The sequence below is a fragment of the Hominibacterium faecale genome (assembly GCF_020734085.1).
Lineage (GTDB): Bacteria > Bacillota > Clostridia > Peptostreptococcales > Anaerovoracaceae > Hominibacterium > Hominibacterium faecale.
The window spans coordinates 365,023-388,976 of sequence record NZ_JAJAGH010000003.1; the positions used below are offsets into that span (position 1 = coordinate 365,023).

Sequence of the window (23,954 nt, forward strand, 5' to 3'; positions counted from 1 at the left end):
ACTGATGGAGGAAAACGATGAACAAAAAAACAATGGCGGTCATATGCGGAGTTTGCTTTCTTCTTTCCACCTTATTTTTCTGGCAGCGTTTGCAGGAAGGACGTCTGCCGGAATTGAAGGTGAGCGGATCCGATCTGGGAAAGTTATGTGTTTCCCAGGTCTACCCGGCCATTGACCGGGGCGTGGAAAGAAAAGAGACCAAGACTTCGCAAAAAGCCACAGAAAAAACCGTGCAGGAAACCGCCCGGCCGGCAGAGGAAACGAACCAGCCTGAAAAAGAAACAAAAAAGGCTGATAATAGCAAGCCTTTGGTAATCATATACCATACCCACAGTACGGAATCCTATCAGCCTTATTCGGAAAGCAATTTTCACAGAGAAAAGGAAGAGGGGACGGTGCGGGACGTGGGCAATGTGCTGACTTCAGAATTGCAGAGCCTGGGGATCGGCGTGGTCCACGATAAAACCATCCACGACAGGCCGTCCTATAATCAGTCCTATGACCGCTCTCTGGAGACAATTACGGCACTGATGAAAAAATATCCAACCGCTAAATACATAATCGACCTGCACAGAGATGCTGCCGCATACGCAGGGAATGTAGGCAAGACTACGACAATTAATGGTGAGACCGTAGCCAAATTCAGTCTGGTGGTCGGTCAGAACAATGCAAACTTCAGCAAGCTCAAGTCTTTTGCAAATAAAATTAATAACAAGGCAGAGGCCATGTATAAAGGGTTCGGCGGCAGAGCTATTGAGAAAACATACCGATACAATGAATATATTGCCGATAAATATCTTTTGCTGGAAATCGGAAACAATCAGAATAATATCAAAGAAGTAAAAGCCACTGGCAAATATTTTGCCCATGTACTGGCTGCTGTTATCGAGGAGGATGGAAAATAGCATGTTAAAAAAATGCATCGCGATATTTATGGTTTTTTTTCTAGGGACAAGTGCATTGATCGCTGTCGATCGATCATGCAGCGAGACGACCGGCCGCGGAGGAAACAGCGGACTTGCAGTAACCAAGACGGAAGACGGCAAAATAGGCGTTTCCTTCTTTGGGCTGGAGGGCAAGCTTTAATAGAAGTTTCCCCGGATCTGTGACTTATGGTGTGGCCCCGGACCCCGGCGCCAGCTTTTTTGAATTTTCAGATGCACTCTCCCCGAGGAGTTTCTACAGCCGCAGAGAGGAAGTATCAGAAAAGTCGCTGCTGATCGTGAATTCTGACAGTCAGCCGGTGGTCTCCTGAACGCAGCTCTGGATAGTCACATAATAGGCCAAAAACTGTCTGAAATGAACGCGGTTTGGTAAAATTTTGATCGTGGACATGCAATTGCTGGCGAGCAGGTTGCAAAAGCAAGTTTAATTAAGAAGGTAGAATTGATCGCTTTGTACCTTGAATTTGGACCGTTTTTCAAGTAAAATGAATGAGAACTTGAAAAGAAGAGAGGAAACCATGAATTCATATCAGAAATACATTCGAAATTTTAGTATTATTGCGCACATTGACCACGGAAAATCCACTTTGGCAGACCGAATCATCGAAAAGACCGGCCTTGTTTCCCAAAGAGAGATGAAGGAACAATTTCTGGACAATATGGAACTGGAACGGGAACGGGGAATTACCATCAAACTGCAGACCACGCGTCTGGTCTACAAGGCGAAGGATGGAAAGGAATATATTTTTAATCTGATTGATACGCCGGGGCACGTGGACTTTACATATGAAGTCTCCCGCAGCCTGGCTGCCTGTGAAGGGGCAGTGCTGGTGGTGGATGCCACCCAGGGGGTCGAGGCCCAGACCCTGGCCAACGTGTACCTGGCTTTAGACGAGGACTTGGAGATCCTGCCCACCCTGAACAAAATCGATCTGCCCAGCGCCAGACCTGACGAAATCAAAGCGGAAGTAGAGGAAGTGATCGGAATCGATGCTTCTGCGGCGCCGCTGGTTTCTGCCAAGGAAGGTATTGGTATCGAAGACCTTTTGGAGGAAATCGTGGCCAAAATTCCGGCGCCGTCTGGGGATTTGGACGGGAAGCTAAAAGCGCTCATCTTCGACTCCTATTATGACAATTACAAAGGAGTCGTCATTTATACCAGGATTTTTGACGGCAAAGTGAAAACCGGTGATTTTATCCGTTTGATGAACACCGGAAAAAAATATGAAGTGACAGAAGTGGGCATCTACTCACCCGGTCCAGTTGCCTGCAAGGAACTGAAAGCCGGCGAGGTAGGCTATATCTGCGCCAGCATTAAACGGGTGGCCGATGCCAGAGTGGGCGATACCATTACCTTAGATGAGGATCCGACGGACAAGCCTTTGCCCGGATATAAAAAAGTTCAGCCCATGGTTTACTGCGGAATTTACCCCGCAGAGGGTGAAAAATACGAAAACGTAAAAGACGCTCTGGAAAAACTCCAGGTCAACGATGCAGCGTTTCACTTTGAACCGGAGACGTCCACTGCGCTTGGATTCGGATTCCGCTGCGGATTTTTGGGACTGCTCCACATGGAGATTATCGTTGAACGGCTGGAACGGGAATTTGACCTGGCGGTCATTACCACTTCGCCCAGCGTTATCTATAAAGTGATCATGAATGACGGTACGGAAGAAATGGTGCAGAATCCGTCCAATTTGCCTGATCTGATGGAGATCGACCACATCGAGGAGCCTATTGTAAAAGCCGACATTATGATCCCCAAGGATTATGTGGGCAATATCATGGAAATCTGTCAGGAGCGCCGGGGCAAGCTGATTCACATGGAATACATTACTGAAAGCAGAGTGCAGCTTCATTACGAAATGCCTCTCAATGAAGTCATCTACGACTTTTTCGATGCCCTCAAATCCAAAACCAGAGGATACGGCTCCCTGGACTATGAATTCCTGCGCTACGAAAAGTCCAATGTGGTTAAGATGGATGTGCTCCTCAATAAAGAACTGGTGGACGCGTTCTCCATGATCGTACATGAATCAAAAGCCTATGCAAGAGGGCGCTTCGTCTGCTCCAAGCTGAAAGAAGTCATCCCCATGCATCAGTTTGAGGTGCCCATTCAGGCGGCTATCGGGCAGAAAGTCATTGCCAGAGAAACCGTGCGCGCATATCGTAAAGACGTAATCGCCAAATGCTACGGCGGCGATATCTCCCGAAAGAAAAAGCTTCTGGAAAAGCAGAAGGAAGGGAAAAAACGCATGCGTCAGTTCGGTACGGTGGAAGTACCGCAGGAGGCGTTCACAGCGGTACTCAAGTATGATGAAAATAAATAGGGAAAAAAAGCCGGCAGGCCTTTATATTCACATCCCCTTCTGTTGGAAAAAATGCGCATACTGCGATTTTCTCTCCTTCGGGGGATCGGATGAAGCGCTTCAAAAAAGATATACGGAGGCTTTGATCCGGGAACTTTCCCTGTACCAGGGGAAGCATATAAAATTGGATACAGTGTTTATCGGAGGGGGAACTCCGTCCCTTCTTCCGGCAGACCATATAGAGCGAATCATGGAAGCGGCGGAAGCCGCTTTCTGCGTTGCGGATACGGCGGAAGTGACCATGGAAGCAAATCCCGGCACCTTGACCGCAGAGAAATTGAAGGTATATCGCAGGGCCGGGATCAACCGCCTCAGCATGGGCGCTCAGTCTATGGATGATGGGATGCTTTCCCTGCTGGGAAGGATTCATACCGGCAGGGATTTGACAGAAAATTTTTTGGCAGCCAGGGAGGCGGGGTTTTCTAATATCAATGTGGATCTGATGTTCGGCCTGCCAAAGCAAAGCGGGCAGGTGTGGCGCGGCTCGCTGAAACAGGTCCTGGAGCTTTCGCCTGAACACATTTCCTTTTACAGCCTGCAATTGGAAGAAGGCACGGAGTTTTGCCGCATGTATCGTGACGGGAAAATGGACTTGCCGCCGGTGGAAGAAGACCGGGCTATGTACCATGAGGGGATCCGTTTGCTGGAGGAGGCTGGATATGAGCATTATGAAATTTCCAACTGCGCCAAACCGGGCTTTGTCTGCCGCCATAATATGAAATATTGGAATTTTGACGAATACTACGGAGCGGGACTGGGAGCCCACGCTTTTTCATACGATCAGGGCAGACGCTGCAATGTTTCTGATTTAGACTCATATTTTGAACAGATCCGTGAGGGACGGCTGCCAGTCGATCCATCGAGCAGCGGAGAAGAAACTCGGCAGGAGCTGATTGGCGAGTACGTGTTCACAGCTCTGAGGAAAATGGAAGGTTTGGACATGGCGGATTTCCGGCGGACATTTGAAGCTGACTTTTTTTCGGTTTATAAAGATCAGCTGCCGGCGATCCAGGAATACGAGGAGGCGGGATATCTGACCTTGACCGATATGCGTTTAGCGTTAACTGAGGCGGGCATCGACTGCTCCAATGAAATCATGGCGGAGTTCTTATAAATGTTCGCTTTTATAATAGTTTCCCGGCGGGCCAGTTGCGCACAGGCCGGTTTTGAGCTGAAAACTACAGGAGGTAATCATGAAAACATACATAATGGCATTGGACCAGGGAACGACCAGCTGCAGGTGCATCCTGTACGATCGTCAGGGACGGACGGTAAGTGTGGCCCAGAAAGAGTTTCGGCAAATCTACCCGCAGCCCGGGTGGGTGGAGCACGATGCCATGGAAATCTGGTCCACACAGATGGGGGTGGCTCAAGAAGCGCTTTTAATGGCAAACGGAACTTATGAAAACGTGGAAGCCATAGGGATCACCAATCAAAGGGAAACTACAGTGGTATGGGACAAGCATACCGGAGAACCGATCTATAACGCCATCGTCTGGCAGTGCCGCAGGACAGCCGAATACTGCGATGAGCTGAAGGCGCGGGGGTTGACTAAGAGCTTTCGCGAAAAGACCGGTCTTTTGATCGATGCCTATTTTTCAGCTACAAAGCTGCATTGGATCCTGGAGCATGTTTCCGGAGCCCGGCAAAAGGCTGAAAACGGAGACCTTTTATTCGGAACCATTGAGACCTGGCTGATCTGGAAATTGACTGGCGGAAAGGTACATATTACGGATTATTCCAATGCGTCCCGAACCATGCTGTTTAATATTAAAACTTTAAAATGGGACAAGGATATCCTGACGGAACTGTCCATACCGGCTTGCATGCTTCCCGAGCCGCGGCCATCCAGCGAAATTTACGGCAAGACGGATCCTAATATTTTTGGAGGACAGATTATCATAGCTGGTGCTGCCGGAGATCAGCAGTCCGCGCTGTTCGGACAAACCTGCTTTAAAGACGGAGAGGCAAAAAATACATATGGGACAGGGGGCTTTCTCCTTTTAAATACAGGAAAGGAACCGGTGTATTCAGAAAATGGCTTGTTGACGACGATTGCATGGGGGCTTTCCGGTGAGGTATATTACGCGCTGGAAGGTTCAATCTTTGTCTGCGGAGCGGCAGTTCAGTGGCTCCGAGACGAGTTGGAAATCCTTCATAGTGCGCCGGAATCGGAAAAAATGGCCAAAAGCGTGAAAGACAGCAATGGTGTCTACGTGGTGCCCGCATTTGTCGGACTGGGAGCACCCTATTGGGATCCCTATGCCAGAGGAGCAGTCCTTGGCATAACGCGAGGAGCCAATAAAAACCATCTGGTTAGGGCCACACTGGAATCCATGGCTTATCAAACCCACGATTTAATCCATGTGATGATGCAAGATACAGGCAGGGAACTGGTAACCTTGAAAGTAGACGGAGGAGCTTGTGCCAACGATTTTCTCATGCAATTTCAAAGTGATATGCTTAACAAGACTGTTCTCAGGCCCAAATGCATTGAGACCACGTCCTTGGGGGCGGCTTATCTGGCAGGCTTGGCTGTTGGTTATTGGAACGGTACGGAGGATATTCTCAATAACTGGAAGATTGATCGTGAGTTTGAACCATCGATGAAAGATGAAACGAGGAAGAAATTATTAGAAGGCTGGGAAAAAGCTGTAAAATGCGTTCTCGGCTGGGCTAAGTAGGAGATTAGAAATATGGCAAATGAAACACTTAACAACACAGCGACGCAGGCAGGAGGAAAGAAGGAACGAAGCTATTTTTTCGATACGTTTCGCGGTCTTTTGATTTGGACCATTCCTATTTCCCATTTTACAATGGTGGGAGGCAATTTTCATCAAGCATCCTTTGGAGGCGTAGTATATATTACGATAAACGTCTTTGTAATGCAGGCATTTGTTTTTCTTTCCGGCTATTTTTCAAAAAAACCGCAGAGAGCCAGGGAAACGGCATTTAAAACTTTTATTTTTCCTTATATTGTACTGGTACCGTTTTTTTTCGGTGTCCGCTACCTGATCAATGGGGGTGCCCATCTGACCTGGATCGATCCGCCGCTGGCCCTTTGGTATTTGGTGGCGCTGTTTGTCTACCGATTTTTTCTTGTGGACTTTATTAAAAGTAAATATATTGTGCAGATCAGCATCATCATCTATCTTATCGCCGGACTGATTCCATGGCTGGACGGAACTTTGGCCGCAGGGCGGGTAGTCAGCTACTTCCCGTTCTTTATGCTTGGATATTTCTGCCAGAAAGAACATATCGCCAAGATTCAGAGTCTAAAAAACTGGCATTGCGTAATTTTGGCAATCGTTCTTGTCGGCATTAATATTCTCTTGGCATATAAATGTCCCGTATCCGTTGAATTTTATCTTCTCCGCGGACCCGGAGCCGCCTTCGGACTCACCTGGTATTTAGACATCATAATGCGGATCGCAGACTTCATTATCCCATGCGCATGGATCGTTCTCATGCTGAATATCCTGCCCAAGGGAAAGAACTATTTGACCTACGTAGGCATGAACACCATGTCTGTTTACATTCTCCATTTGATCGTCCGCCAGCTGGTGAAAAAGTTCGATCTGCCGGACCCCAACATGTTTGTTTATTATATCTGCCTGTTTGGATTGGCATCCTTATGTGTTGTGGTATTTTCCAGCCCGCCGATTTCAAAAGGGTATAACTGGATCTTCGATTTTCTTTATGACAAGGTTTATCTCAGCCTAAAGAAATTTATAAAATGGATGCTGGGGATCGAAACGAACCGGGATAAGGCGTTGAAGGAGGCGGAAAAAGAGAAATAAATTTGCTATGCCTGTTAGAGATTATCATAAATACATAACAAATAATTATTAATATATAAATAAATATAATTTCAAATTATTTATATTTGATGGTATGATACTAGAAGAAAAAGAAAGTGAGGTACTTATCAACTATGGAATTTTTTAAAAAAACCGGTCCAGGCATTCTTCTATGTTTATGTATCGCGATTCCCTCTTGGTTTCTCGGCAGCCTGGCACCGGTTATAGGCGGTCCTGTTTTCGCAATTTTAATCGGTATGGTCGTGACTCAGGTACTTAAGAAAAAGGAACCCTTTAAAATAGGGGTTGCGTTTACATCGAAGAAGATCCTTCAGTATGCAGTCATACTGCTGGGCTTCGGTATGAATCTTTCGGATATATTAATGCAGGGAAAACAATCGCTGCCGATTATTGTCTCCACCATTACCACGTCCCTTATTATTGCCTTTGTTATGTACAAAGCGCTGAAGATGCCTTCAAAGATCTCCATCCTGGTGGGGGTGGGCTCTTCCATCTGCGGCGGATCTGCCATAGCGGCCACTGCGCCGGTTATTCGGGCGGACGATGAAGAGATCGCCCAGTCTATTTCCGTAATTTTTCTTTTCAATATTATCGCGGCATTGATCTTCCCCACCCTGGGCGGGATTTTAGGCCTTACGGATCAGGGATTCGGACTGTTTGCTGGTACTGCGATCAACGATACTTCTTCTGTTACAGCGGCAGCTACTGCATGGGATGGCATGCATGGGAGCAATACGCTGGATACAGCGGCGATCGTAAAATTGACACGGACGCTGGCAATCATTCCAATCACATTGATCTTAGCTTTATATCAGACTAAAAAAGCAAAGAATGCTTCCGACGGATCCAAGGTAAGCATGAAAAAGATTTTTCCTTTTTTCATCCTGTTCTTTGTTCTGGCTTCGGTGATTACTACGGTATTCAGTCTTCCCGCAGCAGTTACCGATCCGATTAAGACATTGAGCAAATTCTTTATCGTTATGGCCATGTCCGCAATCGGACTCAATACCAATATTGTAAAATTATTTAAGAACGGGGGTAAACCGATTCTTATGGGCCTTTGCTGCTGGATCGGAATTGCAGGCGTCAGCCTCTTACTGCAGCATGTACTCAATATATGGTGATTTGGAAAGCGAGGGTAATATGAATAACTATGTGATTACAATTGGAAGACAGGCAGGCAGCGGCGGATCGATTCTTGGGCGCAACCTGGCAAAGCATTTTGGATTTCATTACATTGATAAAGATTTGATTAAAAAAGCAGCCGAAGAGCTCAATGTCCCAGAAGAGGAGCTGGCGCGGATGGATGAAAAGGAATCCATTGCTGACCGCCTTCTCCTTCAGACTGGAGGGTATCCAATGGCGTATATGTCGGAGGATTGGAAGACTTCCACCGGCGAAGATGTCTTCAAAACAGAATCCAAACTCATCAGGCAAGCGGCTGAGCAAGCTTCTTGTGTAGTCGTTGGACGCTGCGGATCCTTCTTATTTACAGGATATGAAAAACATATAAGCCTGTTCTTATACGCGGAGGAGGAAGCGCGCGCCCGGAGATTGGGCGGCCATCTGGGAATGGCTGATGAAAAAACCATAAAGATGATTCGAAAGCTGGATAAAGAACGAGCACGCTATGTCCGTACTTACACGGGACAGGAATGGCAGGACCCCACCAGCTATGATCTGACCATTGATACAGAAAAACTGGACGATCAGCAGCTTATGGACGTAGCGATTCATTATATTTGCTGCAGATTTCCTGAGCTGAAAAAATAGCTGGGGATCATAAGGAAAGGAAGGACGGTTATGCTGGATTTTAGACTGAATACGTTTCTGACTGTATGCAAATACATGAATTTTACCCGTGCGGCGGAAGAACTTAATATCACCCAGCCTGCGGTCTCTCAGCATATCCGATATCTGGAGGAACTGTTTGAAGTTAAATTATTTGATTATCATAACAAAAAGATCAGCCTGACAGAGGCCGGAACCTTTCTGCAAAGCACGGCGACGACGATGGTTCATGATGTGATGCATCTGCAAGACAAGCTGCGACAGTTGCAGGGAGAAAAAAGAGAGCTGGTATTCGGTGTGACCTTAACAGTGGGAGAATTCGTAATTCCGGCGCCGGTCGCCAGCTATTTGAAGGCCCATCCTGAGGCAGCTGTTCACGTGACCGTTGCCAACACTCAAGAGCTGCTGAAAAAGCTTAATGACGGGCAGATTGATTTTGCACTGGTAGAAGGCTTTTTTGCCAAAAGTGAATATGACTCCAAAGTCTATTCCAATGAACCTTATATTGGGGTATGCGGTCCCTCGTATCAGCCTGCGAAAAAAATGATGCGGATCGAAGATACTTTTGATGAACGGATTATTGTGAGGGAGGAAGGCTCCGGGACCAGAGAAATTTTCGAACGTTACCTTGAAAGCCGCAATTTTTTAATCAGCGATTATAAAAGTATATTGGAAATTAGTAATATCAACGCTATTAAAGCCTTGGCCGCGGCTGGATGCGGAATTACCTTCCTCTATGAGGCAGCGGTAAAAAAAGAGCTGGAAACAGGAGAACTGATAAAAATTCCTCTGCTGGATTTCGACCTTACACACGACTTTACATTTATCTGGCGAAGAAACAGTGTTTTTTCGCCAGACTATATTGAGTTGTTTCAACAGTTAAAAGATGCCAGAGAAGGCTAACATACAAAGGAAAACAGATATAGTGCTCCAACTCCTATGATGGCACAGATTACGGACAGGCGCCAGATCCGGTATTCCCGGTCCATCTTTGCCTGTTCTGCATCAGAAGGCACATCAAACTCATGGTCAGTAAAGAGAAATTCGGTTTTCTCTTTTTTCGTTTGCGCATTTTTTTGCAAACCATTTCTAGCGAAAAACAGAACCAGGCCAGCTAAGGACCACATAATGCCAGCAGCGATGGCTTCCGGGGAAAGCTGTGTCATTAAAAGTAGATAAACGGCAATACTGGCCCCTGCGCCTGCGGAAAGGCCGGGCGTGCGGAAAGGCCGGGAAAGATCCGGGTATTTTTTTCGAAGCCCCAGAGCCGACAGCATGCCGATCACATAATAAAGAAGGGTCGCAAAGAGAGACAGGGAGGCGATATAGGTGATGGAACCAGTTGATACTAAAAGGATCATCAAAAGGCCTAGGCAGATCAAAGCGATAAAAGGGCTCTGAAAGCGGGGATGGATTCTCCCCAGAATGGGAGGAATTGCGTTATCTCTGGCCATGGTGAACAGATAACGGGCCGGCGCGGCAATGGCGGCGTTGAGGGTGGAAAAATCACCGCCAAAGGTAATCCCCAGGCATAAAAGTATCAGCGGGAGCCCTACGATTCCGGCTGTTTTCATGGCGTGAGCATAAGGCGCATCTGCAGTCGCCAAAGCTGCCAGGCTGTCAACAGGCGTGATGCTGACCAAGGCCCATTGGAATAATGCCGTTACAATAAAGACGATGAACGGCGCTAAAAACAAAGCGCGGGGCAGATTGATCCGGGGAAAACAGATCTCCTCTCCCATGGCACAGCAGGTTTCAAAGCCGGCAAAGCACCACCAGATCATGGCTACACATGGGAAAAAGTCTTTAATAGAAAGGCTGTCGCTAGCTGTGGATATGGAAAAAGAATCCAAGTGGAAGACCGGCAGCATGGTGATAAACCAGATAATAGTGATTCCCCAAAAAAAGAACAAAAAGCCATTTTGCAGCCTGCCGCTCATCTCCACTCCGCGGACAGCAAGGACAACGAAGAGTAAGATGGCAGCAGAGGCGATCACCGGATCGCTGAAGGGCAGCGAGAATCCCAACGCTTCGAAAAGCGTACGCAGATAGAAACTGAAAGCCAGCGCCTCCCCGCTGGCAACTGATACCATGGAGATGATAAAGTTCCAGCCGGCCAGCATCCCAAAGGGCCTTCCAAGTCCAAGGGATGCGTATTGGTAAGTTCCGCCGGCAAAAGGCAGCGCTCCGCCCATTTCGGCATAGATCAGAGCCGGGTAGATACTGATGATGAGCGCGGTTAAAGTGGCGAAAATCACTGCCGGACCTAGAATGCCGGCCGCGCCGGAGCCGACTGTAAAGAGGCCGACGCCGATGACGGTTCCTACTGTGATTGTAACGGACTCGCGCATGCCGAAACATCGTTTCAGTGATGCGGTTTTATTGATATGTAAGTCTTTCATAATTCAATCCTTTCATTATAGCTTCTCTTTTTATGCTATGTAAAGTCAGAAAATTGGTGTTTGCCTTTGACGAATGGAAAATAAAGGAGTAAAATAAAGAAAAAGCACTGTTTGGAAAGTGGGGTGGAATCATGAATAATTATGTTATTACCATCGGCAGACAGGTTGGCAGCGGAGGCTCGGTTCTTGGAAAAGCTATCGCAGAGTATTTTGGATTCAGCTACATTGATAAAGAGCTGCTGAAAAAGGCAGCTGAGGAGCTGAACATTCCACAAGAGGATCTTGAAAATCTAGATGAACAGGAGTACCGGGTAGGAAAGTCTCTGTTCCAGTCCAGCATTTACAATTTGCCCTATATGACAGATGCATGGCTGGTACCGACGGGGGCAAATCTCTATCAGATTGAATCGGAGCTGATCCGTCAGTCGGCAGATGAAGGGCCTTGCGTAATTGTGGGACGGTGCGGATCTGATTTGTTCCGCGGCTATAAGAAGCATGTAAGCTTTTTTCTCCATGCTGACGAGGATGAAAGATTGGAGCGGCTGGAAAACACCCTGGATTTTTCCCACGAAAAATCACTGAAAATGATCGAAAAGGCCGATAAGGCAAGAGCGCGGTATTACAATACGTATACCGGAAGGAAATGGCTGGATCTGACCGGATACGATTTGTGCATCGACACCGGAAAACTGAGTGATGAGCAAGTGAAAGAAATCGCAGTAAACTACATTTGCACCAGATTTCCCGAACTGAAAAACAGACTTTAATACTACCGTCAAAGGACGGGCCGGGCTTGCGGCCCGGCAGGATTTATGGACATGAAATATTACACCAGGCAAGGGACTGCCGCATGAGGCAGTCCCCTTTTTGCGGAGTGCCGCCGGTGTTACTTTATCAGTTTACATCAAACTTGTGCATGTTCAGCCCGTGCGTCCTCAATTTTCGCCTCGAATCCCGGCCGATGGGAAATCGGGTCAGCCCATTTAATTTTCGGGAAAACCCTAAGAAAAATTTTCAAGAAATTTTTTAAAAGAGTGTTGACAATACTACATAAGAGTGGTAAATTTAAACTGTAATTAGCACTCACTTATAAAGAGTGCTAACAGGAGGGGCTATCATGGATTTAAGTGAAAGGAAACTGAAAATATTACAGGCTATTATCAGCGACTTCATTAGAACAGCAGAGCCGATCGGTTCCAGAACACTTTCCAAAAAGTTCGACTTGGGGATAAGCCCGGCAACGATTCGAAATGAAATGGCTGATCTGGAAGAGATGGGATATCTGACTCATCCCCACACATCAGCAGGTCGTGTTCCCTCTGAGCTGGCATATCGTCTTTATGTAAACGATATGATGAAAAAATATGAATTGAGCGAAGATGAAAAAAATGCCATCGCAAGCAAGCTTTATGAAAACGTGACGGAACTTGAAAAAACGGTACAGCACGCAGCGAAAATTTTATCGGATATTACCAATTTAACGTCGTTCGCCCTGACACCGTCGCCGGATGAAGATACATTAAAATACATTAACCTGCTGCCGGTAGACGAACATACCGTTGTTCTGATGATCGTTTCCCACAGCGGTAAGGTATCTAACACAGCCCTCAAGCTGAAGGTACCTTATACAGAGGATGGTCTGGAGCTTTTAGCCAAGACCATGACTTATAATTACCGAGGCAAGACCATCAGCGAAGTACTTACCTTAGATATTATCGAAAGCTTTGAGACGGATATCGAAGCCATGAGCACTTTGGCAAGGAAGGTCGTACCTAACTTCATCAAGACCCTGGAAGATATGCTCAACGTCAACTTGTACATGGATGGACTGACCAACATCTTTTCCATTCCTGAGTACAATGACTTGGATAAAGCAAAAATGTTTCTGGAAATGCTCAATAAAAAAGAGGACTTTACAAAGACATTGATCAACCGGGAAAACGGTGTAATCATAACCATTGGAAAAGAGAATGCCGAAGACATCATGCAGGATTGCAGCCTGATTACCGCCACTTATCATGTGGATGGAAAGCTGGCCGGCAAGATCGGCGTGATCGGGCCCACGCGGATGCGATACGGGCAAATTACTTCGGTCGTTGAATATTTGACGGAGAATATAAGCAATACGTTTAAACTGTCAGGAGGAGGTAAGGATGACGACTAACGAGCAAAAAGAACGCGAAATGGCTGAAGAAATAGCCGAAGAAAAAAAGGAGCAGCAAACAAAGGAAGCTGAAGCGTCCTGCGATGACGAAGCAAAAAAGGAAGAAAACCAATCCCAGGAAGGCGAGGAAGCGGAGAAACAGGAAGAATGCAAGGAACCTGAGGAGGACGAAAGTTCCCGCTATATGAGGTTGATGGCTGATTTCCAGAACTACAAAAAACGAGTAGAAAAGGAAAAAAGCGATATCTATTCCTATGCCAATGAAAAACTGGCGATTGAACTTCTGGCCGTCCTCGACAACTTTGAGCGGGCGCTGGAGCATAATGCCGATGACGCAAGCTTTAAAGAAGGCATGGAAATGATTTTCAAACAGCTTTTCGATGTGCTTGAAAAGGCAGGGCTGAAAGAAATACCTGCCCTTGGAGAAGAGTTTGACCCTAACTTCCACAATGCGGTGATGAATGAAGAAACCGATGAATATGAAAGTGGTAAAGTTTCCGGCGTCATGCAGAAAGGTTATACGCTCAACGGCAAAGTCATCCGCCCGTCCATGGTGAAGGTGGCCAGCTGATTAAATGGTTAATGTTTAAAAATTTAAATACATGAGAAATACAATATAAAAGGAGAGATTAACATGGGAAAAGTAATAGGTATAGACTTAGGTACAACAAACTCGTGCGTAGCAGTATTAGAAGGGGGAGAACCTGTCGTAATTGCCAACGCAGAAGGAAACAGAACCACTCCATCCGTAGTTGGCTTTGCCAAGAACGGTGAAAGATTGATCGGTGAAACCGCCAAAAGACAGGCCATCACCAACCCGGACAGAACCATTGCTTCAATCAAGCGATACATGGGTACTGACCACAACGTAGAAATTGACGGTAAAAAATACACACCGCAGGATATTTCCGCAATGATTCTGAGCAAACTGAAGGCGGATGCGGAAAGTTATCTGGGCGGTACAGTAACAGAAGCCGTCATCACAGTTCCCGCTTACTTTACTGACAGCCAGAAGCAGGCTACGAAAGATGCAGGTAAGATCGCCGGACTTGATGTAAAGAGAATTATTAACGAGCCGACGGCTGCTTCCTTAGCATACGGTCTTGATAAAGATGAAGCGCAGCATAAAATCCTGGTATATGACCTGGGCGGCGGCACATTCGACGTTTCCATTCTGGAGCTTGGCGACGGCGTATTCGAAGTACTGGCTACAAACGGAAATAACAAGCTTGGCGGCGATGACTTTGACGAAGCCGTGCTCAATTATCTGGCAGATACATTTGCGAAAGAAAATGGCATTGATTTGAGAAATGACAAGATGGCGCTGCAGAGATTGAAAGAAGCTGCTGAAAAAGCGAAGAAAGAATTGTCCAGCGCGCAGACCACCAATATCAACCTGCCGTTCATCACTGTAAATCAGGACGGACCGCTGCACATGAACATGGACCTGACAAGGGCCAAGTTCGAACAGCTGACCGCCGATCTGGTTCAGAAGACCATCGAACCAATGCAGAAAGCTATGAACGATGCCGGTGTTAACAACAGTGATATTTCCAAAGTAATCCTGGTCGGCGGTTCCACCAGAATCCCGGCTGTACAGGAAGCAGTTAAGAAAGTGACAGGAAAAGACCCGTTCAAGGGAATTAACCCGGATGAATGCGTAGCAATCGGCGCTGCTATTCAGGCAGGCGTACTGACCGGTGAAGTAAATGACGTACTGCTGCTGGACGTAACTCCGCTGTCCCTTTCCATCGAAACATTGGGCGGCGTAGCGACCAAGCTGATTGAAAGAAATACAACGATCCCCACCAAGAAGAGCCAGATCTTCTCCACAGCGGCGGATAATCAGACAGCTGTCGATATCCACGTCATGCAGGGGGAACGTGAAATGGCGGCCGGAAACACCACATTGGGACGCTTCCAGCTGACCGGTATTCCTCCGGCTCCCCGCGGAGTACCTCAGATCGAGGTTACCTTCGACATCGATGCCAACGGAATCGTAAATGTACACGCAAAGGATATGGGTACCGGCAAAGAACAGAGCATTACCATCACTTCTTCCACAAAACTGTCCGACGATGAAATTCAGTCTAAGGTAAAAGAGGCTGAACAGTACGCGGAAGAAGACAAGAAGAGAAAAGAAGAAGTTGAAGTTCGCAACCAGGCAGAAACGCTGGTATATGAGACAGAAAAGAACCTGAAAGAAATCGAAGGAAGTCTGTCAGAAGAAGAAAAAAATGCAGTAAACGCAGCTAAGGACGATCTGTCCAAGGCGCTTGAGGGCACCAACATCGACGAGATCAAGGATAAAACGGAAAAACTTACTGAACAGTTCCACGCTATTTCAGCTAAGATGTACCAGCAGGCACAGCAAAACGGCGGAGCAGGCGGCGCGGGATTTGACCCCAACATGGGCGGCCAGGCAGGCGGCGGCGCAGAAAACGGCCCTGCAGGAGACAACGTAGTAGACGCTGACTATGAAGTAGTGGATGAGGACAAGAAAGACAACTAATCCAACTCTGACAGAGCACTCCTTTTACAGGGAGTGCTCTGCCCGAGTATAATACTTAAAGTGAGGAAAAGGCTATGGCAGAGAATAAGAGAGATTACTACGAAGTCCTTGGACTGCAAAAGGGCGCCAGCGATGATGAAATCAAAAAAGCCTTCCGAAAGATGGCCATGAAATATCATCCGGACAAAAATCCCGGGGACAAAAAAGCCGAAGAACAGTTCAAACAAGTCAATGAAGCATACAGCGTTTTATCCGATCCTGAAAAGAAAAGCAAGTACGACCGTTTCGGACATGCAGGAGTAGATCCCAATGCCGGATTCGGCGGTGCGGGCGGCGGTTTTGGAGGCTTTGGCGCGGGCGGCTTTGAGGATATCTTCGATATGTTCGGAGGTATGTTCGGCGGAGGCGGCTCCCGACAGAGGCGGAGAAACGGCCCCATAAAAGGTAATGACCTGCAGAAAGCGATGACCATTACCTTCGAAGAAGCTGCTTTTGGTACAAAGAAAGAAATACAGATTAATAAATATGTGGAGTGCGAGACCTGCAGTGGCACCGGTGCACAGCCCGGTACTTCAAAAAAGACCTGCGGCAAGTGCGGAGGAACCGGAGAGGTTCATACGACACAGAGAACACCGTTTGGTACATTCCAGAGCTCATCCCCATGCCCGGACTGCGGAGGTACCGGACAGATCAACGAGCATCCGTGCGGCGACTGCGGCGGAACTGGGAAAGTGAGAAAGTCTGTCACCATTTCTGTGGATATTCCAGCCGGCGTTGACAACGATTCGGTCATATCCATCAAAGGACAGGGCGAACCGGGCAGCAACGGCGGCCCCAACGGAGATTTGTATGTTGTATTGACCGTAAGGCCGCATAAACTATTTGAACGAAAAGGCCAGGATCTGTGGCTGGAAATTCCCATCACTTTCGATCAAGCGGCTCTTGGAGACGATATTACCGTCCCAACCTTAGAGGGCAAGGTGTCCTATAAAGTTCCGGCGGGAACACAACCGAATACCGTGTTCAGGCTGAAAGGAAAAGGCGTAAAATCCGTACGCTCAAGTAGAAAAGGTGATCTGTATGTAAGAGTGATTTTGGAGGTTCCAACCAAACTGAGCGGCAAGCAGAAGAAAGCGATTCAGAACATGGCAAAAGAAGTGAAGAACGATTGCTATAAAAGGAAAAGCGGATTTTTAGACTCCATGAAGGAGTTCTTCAGTTAAAAAGATTATATAAAAGAGACTGGGTGCATTTGTTGCCCAGTCTCTTTTACTTGATATTATTGTTGTAATTTTTGCAATTTTGCAACAACTATTGACTATATGGTAACCGGATCGTTTATAATAAACTTGTTGACTTTATAAAAGGAAGTGTCAAAATGAAATTAAATCTGAAAACCAAAATTGCATATGGCCTTGCCGGTGTGGGAGATTCGGCGCTTTATAGTCTGGCGGGAACATTTTTGCTGTTTTTTCTGAGCACAGTGGTCGGTATTAGCCCCGGTATTGCAGGAACGCTTGCAGCCATCGGCTCAGTGTGGGAAACGATCTGCGGTGCTATCGTTGGTTATCTTTCCGATAATACCTATACCAGATTCGGAAAGAGAAAGCCTTATCTTCTGATTGCAGCCTTTCCACTGGCGGTATTGACAGGCCTTTTATTCACGACCATCAATGCTAGTGAAATTGTCCGCGTACTCTATTATGGAATTGCCATACTGCTTTTTTGGACCTCGTTTTCGACCTTCTTTGTTCCCTATTTGGCTTGGGGAGCGGAATTGACCCAGGATTACGATGAACGGACGGTTTTGCGGGGATATACCTATTTTTTTAATACCCTTGGTATGGCCATCGGTATGATTCTTCCCAACATTATCGTTGATTTCCTTTTGAATCAGGGTAAAAGTTCGACCCAGAGCTGGCAGCTGATGGCTGTGTTCTGCGGAGTTTGTTCAGCTCTGACGATTTTAATCGGAGCGGCAGGGATCAAAGACCGATATGAGAAGGAATACGCTCAGAAAAAAGCTGCCGGCACGCTGCCGGAGAAGAAGAGGAATAAGGTAAAACCAAAGGAACTTTTGCGCATGGCCTGGGATATGGTGCGAAACTATGGACAGATTCTAAAGCTGCGCTCCGTTCGTTTTATTGTTGGCACCAGTGTTTTTTACTTGATCGCTTACGCCATTTTCTGCGCCGACAGAATGTATTTCTTCACTTATAATATGGGACTTTCCGCGGCGGGAATTACCTTTATCCTGGCCGTTATGACCTTTGCTTCTGTGGTGTTTGTGCCGGTTATTCTGCGGGTCAATCAATACTTTGATAAACGAACCATGTTTATTTTCGGTATGGGGTTCTGCGCCCTCATCATGGCCTTGTTCGGCATTACCGGCGTTTCATCCATGATCATGCTCTGCCTCTTTTCCCTGGCATATTGCGTGGGGAGCATTTGCTACTGGCAGCTGGTGCCGGCTATGATCTATGATGTCTGTGAAGTGGATCAATTGGCCAACGGAAAAGAACGCGCCGGGCTGGTGATTTCACTCCAATCCTTGTCAGAGTCTTTGGCCAATGCGGCTGGTATGCAGATTTTGGGCCTGATTCTTCAATTTGCCGGATTCAACGGTGAAGCCGAGGCTCAATCGGATCTGACACTTGTTTGGATGCACTTATCCTTTACCGTGATCCCAGCGTTTTTCATGGTGCTGTCAATCATTATGGTCATAAAATACCCGATCACCAAGACGGTATACAATGAGGTTTTGGAAGCTTTGGGACGCCGTCAAAAGGGCGAAGATATTGATCTTGAACCCTTTAAAAAATTGATCTGATCATGCTTTGTAAAGAGGTAGAGATAACTTTACCGTGTAATTGTCATATCCGTTAGCGGACATTTCATCCAACAAAAGATCTTCATAGATATGCGTCCCCGGCCGATATCCGCAATCGTCTGCATATTGCAGCAGGCGGGCGCAAATGGTTTCTACGTTATCATAGTCTTTATTATCACAGCAGACAGCGAAATCGCCCGCCGGGCAGACAACTACCTCACCCGAATTCGAACAATCGGTGCGGGTATAAAAATGGGAATAGATATAGCTCTGGCCGGGGACGATGCACTGGATGGGAATCATGCCGCCGATGGCGTATGCACTGTAGATATCCAGGCTGTGGCAGAAGTTGAGATGCTCTGTAACCGCGGCAGCGATATCCTTGTCTACGTCAGCGCCCACATACTCGGTGGCAATCAGATATTCCTCAGGCCGCGTTTCTAGAAAAATTTTGTTGATCGGCACAGTTAATCCTTCCCTGGTAATGTCCAGCTTGGTGTTAATAAAACGCTTGAGCCATAGAAGGTCCTGAATTTTTTCTTCAACCTCCAGCTGCTGTTTTTCCAATAGGTCAATAAAGGCTCTTGGGCTGCGGTGATCCAAATATTTTTTGATGTCGGATAGAGGCATTCCCAGCTCTTTGAGCATGGAGATGGTGTAGAAAACTTCCAGCTGCATATAGGAATAATAGCGATAGCCATTATCGCCCACAAGCTCCGGACAAAGAATGCCAATATCATCATAATGGAATAACGTCTGCTTTTTTACATTACAGAGTCTGGCGAATTCGCCGGTGGTAAAATAATCCTTTAGATTTTTTTCCATTTTTTTGTTCCTCCTATTGACTATATGGCTACCATATACTTTATCATATTTTGAGTAGAAAAGAAATGAGGTTTTAGCATGTTTGATTATACCAATTTTGAAGAAGCATCGTGGCTCAGATGGGCTGCTGAGGATAAAAGTCAGGCAAAAGTCTGCATTATGGGAATTCCATTTGATAATGCGGTGAGTCTGAATAAAGGCGCTGCTAAGGCGCCGGAAAGGATCCGATCGCTGTCGGTGGACTTGTCCGATACCACGGAAGACTTTAAGGAAATTAAAGAAGGCATCCTGTATGATTTCGGCGATCTCCATGTTCAGCTGGATTGGGAGAGCTATTTTTCCCAGGTGGAGGAGAGCGCGCTTACTGTCATGGAAACAGGGGCTTTTCCACTGTTTATCGGCGGAGATCATTCCGTGACCATACCTCTGCAAAAGGCATTCGCCAGGTACAACCAGGGCAAAAAGATCGGTATCATCCATTTTGACGCCCATTATGATTTGTGTCCATCTTACGACGAACATAAATGGTCCCATGCCTGCACGGAAGCCCGGGCTTTGGAAGATGTCTGCGGCGGCGGGGATCTCTGCTTTGTGGGCATTCGAGTGGCAGAAATACAAGAACTGGAATTGATGAAACAGCATCCTGGGATTACAACCTACCGGGCTGTCGATGTGTACGAAAAGGGCGCCGTAAACGTAGCGAAAGAATTGATCCGTAAATATACAGATTACGATGGGATCTATCTGACTTTGGACATTGATGTCCTGGATCCGGCCTTTGCGCCGGGGACGGGTACGCCGGTGGCCGGCGGGCTGTCCAGCAGAGAGTTGATTGAGATTTTTAAGCGGCTGATCAGGCAGGCGCCTGTGAAAGCGATGGATTTGGTAGAAGTTGCTCCTCCCTTGGATGTAAATGACGTGACATCCTGGGCAGCGCTTCGAATTATACATGAGGTGCTCGCCAAAGCATCTGAGTAGATATCAAGGAAGAGGTGTGAATTTATTATGGAACATTTATTTGATAAAGAAGTAAAGCTATCGACGTTTGTCAAGTTTGTAACGCCGTCTGTGATCATGCTCATTGTCATAGGCCTTTACTATATCATTGACAGTATTTTTGTAGCCAATTTCGTGGGTTCCGACGCCTTGGCTGCCATGTCCATCGTCTACCCGGTTCAAGGGCTGGTCTGGGGTGTATCGGTCATGCTGGCCGCTGGCTCCAGCGCCATTGTCGCCATCAAGATGGGCGAAGGCAAGCAGCGGGAAGCCAACGAAAAATTTACATTGATCTGTATTGTCTCGGCGGTGATCGGCGCGGCTATGATTGCGATCGGATATCTGTTTATCGATCAGTTGATTAGTTTTCTGGGGGCCACTGACCGACTATGGGATATGTGCAGCGGCTACATTCGCATTTTGATCCTGGGAGCCCCGGCAGCGTTTTTGGGCGTACTTTTTGAATATTTTATCCGTGTTGACGGCAGGCCCGGCTTTACGCTGGCCTTGTATTTGTCCGGCGGTATTGTTCATCTGGCACTGGACTATGTGTTTATTGTGGTTTTAAATTGGGGCATTCAGGGCGCCGCATGGGCAACCTTGGCGGGTCTGGTTACGGTTATGCTTTTAGGCGCTGCCTATTTTGTGGTCAGAGATACTAAACTGAAGATCGTCAAGCCTAAATGGGATGGACGCTACATCGCCCATTCCATGCTCAACGGTTCATCGGAGATGGTTTCAGAGGCATCTGCAGGAATCACGACTTTTGTATTCAATATGATTGTGATCCGCCTGGCTGGAGAGGACGGCGTAGCGGCATTGAGTATCGTACTCAATTCCCACTACCTGCTCATATCGGCTCATTTGGGATATATCACAGGAGTGGCTCCGCTGATCAGCTATTACTATGGTGCCAAAGAATATGTGAAGGTCAATATCTTCCTCAAGTATTCGAGAGTATTTATCCTAGTATCATCAGCAGCTATTGCCGTATTATGCTTTATCTTTGCTCCCCTCATAGCCCAGGCCTTTGAACCGAAGGGAACGCCGGTCTATGAGATGGCGGAAACAGGAGTCCGCTACTTATCGGCGGCATTCCTTCTTACCGGTGTCAATATCTTTGCGTCAGGGTTCTTTACTGCTTATGGAAACGGACAGATTTCAGCGCTGATCTCTTTCAGCCGGGCGCTGATTATGGTCATCATCGGCGCTGTTGGGCTGTCGTGGCTCTTCGGTCTCCATGGAGTATGGATGACGCTGGCCTTTGCGGAAATTACCACTACCGGTCTGGCGCTCTTTATGTTTAAGAAATATAAAGACAAATATCATTATGATCTGCTGTACCGGGGAGACGGAAGCGAGTTGTTATCGTCTGCAGGCATCAAGGCGAAGACGGTTGAATAGGCGGACGGCTGTTAAAGCGTTTGTTGAAAATAGGGACTGCTGTATGAAATGATTTGCTTCATGCAGCAGTCCTTTTTTAGACCCGATTGATTAATTCGAGCAAACGCAGCACCTTGCCTGACAGCAAACTTTGTCGTATAATAGAAAAGATAATATGAAAACAGAAGAGAGGGTAATATGAAGTACATCAAAGTAAAGATTTATACCAGCCAGCAGGGGATCGAGCCTCTGACAGCCATGCTGATGGAAAAGGGCATAACTGGCGCAGTTGTGGAGAATCCCGCTGACATCGAAGACCTGTTGAGCAAGAAGAAAGAATATGAATGGGACTATATCGACAAGTCGGTTCTCCAAGGACAGGACCAGGAGCCGGTCGTCTCCGTTTATTTTGAAGATACCGACGAAGGCCGTGAAAAGGTCCAGGAGCTGAAGATCGCGGTCATGATGCTCAAGAGCAAGGAGATGGAAGGAGTCTTCGGCTGGGACGCCAATCTGGGCAGGTTGTACGCAGAGGATGTGCTGGTGGACGACGAGGACTGGAAGGATAAATGGAAAGCGTATTTTAAGCCGGCAAAAGTCACGGAAAAGCTGGTGGTAAAGCCGACCTGGGAGGATTACCAGGCATCCCCCGAGGAACTGATCATTGAGATTGATCCGGGAATGGCCTTTGGGACCGGCACCCATGAAACGACTGGCTTGTGTCTGGGCCTGATCGAAAAATATTTAAAAGAAGGGCAGAGCCTGATGGATATCGGATGCGGTTCGGGAATTCTTTCCATCGCGGCAGCCAAGCTGGGAAGCGGCCCTGTTCTGGGCGTGGAAATTGATCCCGACGCAGCACGTACAGCTGAAGAAAATGTAAAAGCCAATCACGTGGATGATAAAGTTACGGTGAAGATCGGCGATCTGACAAAGGACGTGGATCAGAAGACGGATCTGATCGCGGCCAATCTCATCGCTCCGCTGATCATTGAGCTGTCCCAGGCCGCCTTTGATCATTTAAGCGACGGCGGGGTGTTCATTTCCTCCGGTATTCTGACCGAGAAAAAAGCTGTCGTTGAAGAGGCCATCGTGCAAGCCGGATTTGAAATTTTGGAAACACAGGAAAAGGGAGAATGGTGCGCCGTCGCAGCCCGGAAGGCGTAGCCGATGAGCAGGTTTTTTGTCGATGCCTCCGATGTGGGAGAAGGGACCATTCAGATTGTTTCCAAAGATGACATCCGTCATATAACGAAAGTCCTGCGCCTTTCTGCAGGAGACCGAATCGAAGTGTCCGATTCGACCCAGTGGGAATACGAAGCGGAAATCGTCTCTATCGAGGATACTTGTGTAGAGGCAAGAATTCTCGATAAACAGAAGTTTGCCAGAGAACCGCAGGTGCAAGTGACCTTGTTTCAAGGTATACCCAAACAATCCAAAATGGAGACTGTGGTTCAAAAATGCGTAGAGCTGGGCGTCTATTCCATTGTACCGGTCTTTACGGAACGGACGGTTGTGGCGGATAAGGGCAACTTTGACAAGAAGCGTCAGAGGTGGCAGAAGGTCTCGGCAGAAGCGGTCAAGCAATGCCGCAGAGGCATCGTTCCCCAGATCGGGCAGGCCATTGGATTTCAACAAATGACAGAGCACCTCAGGGATTTCGACCTGGTGCTCTTTCCCTATGAAAATGAAACAGGAAGGACGATAAAGGAAAGCTTGCGGGGACTGGCCGAAAAGCCAAAGAATCTCGCCCTTATCATTGGGCCGGAAGGCGGATTTTCTGATACAGAAGCTCAACGCTTGAAAGCGTTGGAAGCCGACTGCGTCACATTGGGAAGAACGATTTTAAGAACGGAAACAGCCGGCCCTGCGGCGTTGTCCATGATTATGTACGAATTGGAGCTATAGAGGAGGGAA

Annotated in this window: 21 protein-coding genes; 19 read left to right on the forward strand and 2 right to left on the reverse strand. The window is 47.2% G+C overall.

From position 1 onward, the window contains the following. The first annotated feature begins 17 nt into the window (after positions 1-17). The 9 genes from spoIIP (at position 18) to LG211_RS04500 (ending at position 9,828) form a co-directional block, all read left to right on the forward strand. Positions 18-905, forward strand: coding sequence for a stage II sporulation protein P (gene spoIIP / locus LG211_RS04460; RefSeq protein ID WP_148394744.1), 888 nt, complete (start codon positions 18-20; stop codon positions 903-905). 1 nt (position 906) lies between these two features. Then, the gene (locus LG211_RS04465) at positions 907-1,086 is read left to right on the forward strand and encodes a hypothetical protein (protein ID WP_148394746.1); all 180 of its coding nucleotides are present in this window, start codon (positions 907-909) and stop codon (positions 1,084-1,086) included. A 376-nt stretch (positions 1,087-1,462) separates the two neighbouring features. After that, the gene (lepA, locus tag LG211_RS04470) at positions 1,463-3,274 is read left to right on the forward strand and encodes a translation elongation factor 4 (protein WP_148394759.1); all 1,812 of its coding nucleotides are present in this window, start codon (positions 1,463-1,465) and stop codon (positions 3,272-3,274) included. Beyond that, positions 3,258-4,427 (forward strand): radical SAM family heme chaperone HemW, encoded by a 1,170-nt coding sequence (gene hemW, locus LG211_RS04475; protein WP_227755055.1) that lies wholly within the window; start codon positions 3,258-3,260, stop codon positions 4,425-4,427. Before lepA ends, hemW begins: the two co-directional genes overlap by 17 nt. A 79-nt stretch (positions 4,428-4,506) precedes the next feature. Next, complete coding sequence (gene glpK, locus LG211_RS04480; RefSeq protein ID WP_148394761.1) at positions 4,507-5,997, forward strand: glycerol kinase GlpK; 1,491 nt, start codon at positions 4,507-4,509, stop codon at positions 5,995-5,997. A 12-nt stretch (positions 5,998-6,009) separates the two neighbouring features. After that, entirely contained in the window at positions 6,010-7,113 is a 1,104-nt protein-coding gene (locus LG211_RS04485) for an acyltransferase family protein (RefSeq protein ID WP_269477056.1), read from the forward strand. Positions 7,114-7,247: 134 nt separating this feature from the next. Then, positions 7,248-8,258, forward strand: coding sequence for a YeiH family protein (locus LG211_RS04490; RefSeq protein ID WP_148394765.1), 1,011 nt, complete (start codon positions 7,248-7,250; stop codon positions 8,256-8,258). Between the two features lie 19 nt (positions 8,259-8,277). Beyond that, entirely contained in the window at positions 8,278-8,907 is a 630-nt protein-coding gene (locus LG211_RS04495; protein ID WP_227755056.1) for a cytidylate kinase-like family protein, read from the forward strand. Positions 8,908-8,937: 30 nt separating this feature from the next. Continuing rightward, on the forward strand, positions 8,938-9,828 hold the full coding sequence (locus tag LG211_RS04500) for a LysR family transcriptional regulator (RefSeq protein WP_227755057.1): 891 nt from the start codon (positions 8,938-8,940) through the stop codon (positions 9,826-9,828). Here LG211_RS04500 and LG211_RS04505 read toward each other — a convergent pair. Beyond that, positions 9,825-11,327, reverse strand: a complete 1,503-nt coding sequence (locus tag LG211_RS04505; RefSeq protein WP_227755058.1) for an APC family permease — start codon at positions 11,325-11,327, stop codon at positions 9,825-9,827. The genes LG211_RS04500 and LG211_RS04505 overlap by 4 nt on opposite strands. A gap of 131 nt (positions 11,328-11,458) precedes the next feature. Between LG211_RS04505 and LG211_RS04510 the strand changes: the two genes are divergently transcribed. From LG211_RS04510 to LG211_RS04535, 6 genes are all read left to right on the forward strand, one after another. Next, complete coding sequence (locus LG211_RS04510) at positions 11,459-12,094, forward strand: cytidylate kinase-like family protein (RefSeq protein WP_148394773.1); 636 nt, start codon at positions 11,459-11,461, stop codon at positions 12,092-12,094. 350 nt (positions 12,095-12,444) lie between these two features. Then, a complete protein-coding gene (hrcA, locus tag LG211_RS04515; RefSeq protein WP_148394775.1) occupies positions 12,445-13,491 on the forward strand; it encodes a heat-inducible transcriptional repressor HrcA in 1,047 nt (348 codons plus the stop codon). Next, a complete protein-coding gene (gene grpE / locus LG211_RS04520) occupies positions 13,481-14,062 on the forward strand; it encodes a nucleotide exchange factor GrpE (RefSeq protein WP_227755059.1) in 582 nt (193 codons plus the stop codon). The genes hrcA and grpE overlap by 11 nt, the downstream gene beginning before the upstream one ends. A 63-nt stretch (positions 14,063-14,125) precedes the next feature. Beyond that, the gene (gene dnaK / locus LG211_RS04525; RefSeq protein ID WP_269477057.1) at positions 14,126-16,003 is read left to right on the forward strand and encodes a molecular chaperone DnaK; all 1,878 of its coding nucleotides are present in this window, start codon (positions 14,126-14,128) and stop codon (positions 16,001-16,003) included. 74 nt (positions 16,004-16,077) lie between these two features. Next, complete coding sequence (gene dnaJ, locus LG211_RS04530; RefSeq protein ID WP_148394781.1) at positions 16,078-17,226, forward strand: molecular chaperone DnaJ; 1,149 nt, start codon at positions 16,078-16,080, stop codon at positions 17,224-17,226. A gap of 155 nt (positions 17,227-17,381) precedes the next feature. Continuing rightward, complete coding sequence (locus tag LG211_RS04535; protein ID WP_253019584.1) at positions 17,382-18,833, forward strand: MFS transporter; 1,452 nt, start codon at positions 17,382-17,384, stop codon at positions 18,831-18,833. On the opposite strand, the gene LG211_RS04540 is transcribed toward LG211_RS04535, so the two are convergent. Continuing rightward, the gene (locus LG211_RS04540; RefSeq protein ID WP_269477058.1) at positions 18,834-19,658 is read right to left on the reverse strand and encodes a MerR family transcriptional regulator; all 825 of its coding nucleotides are present in this window, start codon (positions 19,656-19,658) and stop codon (positions 18,834-18,836) included. A 78-nt stretch (positions 19,659-19,736) separates the two neighbouring features. Here LG211_RS04540 and speB point away from each other — a divergent pair, with 78 nt between their 5' ends. The 4 genes from speB to LG211_RS04560 all read left to right on the forward strand — a co-directional run bounded on the left by speB (position 19,737) and on the right by LG211_RS04560 (position 23,945). Further along, a complete protein-coding gene (speB, locus tag LG211_RS04545; RefSeq protein WP_269477059.1) occupies positions 19,737-20,636 on the forward strand; it encodes an agmatinase in 900 nt (299 codons plus the stop codon). A gap of 27 nt (positions 20,637-20,663) precedes the next feature. Beyond that, the gene (locus tag LG211_RS04550) at positions 20,664-22,058 is read left to right on the forward strand and encodes an MATE family efflux transporter (protein ID WP_227755063.1); all 1,395 of its coding nucleotides are present in this window, start codon (positions 20,664-20,666) and stop codon (positions 22,056-22,058) included. A gap of 177 nt (positions 22,059-22,235) precedes the next feature. After that, a complete protein-coding gene (gene prmA, locus LG211_RS04555) occupies positions 22,236-23,204 on the forward strand; it encodes a 50S ribosomal protein L11 methyltransferase (protein WP_269477060.1) in 969 nt (322 codons plus the stop codon). 3 nt (positions 23,205-23,207) lie between these two features. Beyond that, positions 23,208-23,945, forward strand: coding sequence for an RsmE family RNA methyltransferase (locus LG211_RS04560; protein WP_253019587.1), 738 nt, complete (start codon positions 23,208-23,210; stop codon positions 23,943-23,945). The last annotated feature ends 9 nt before the right edge of the window (positions 23,946-23,954 follow it).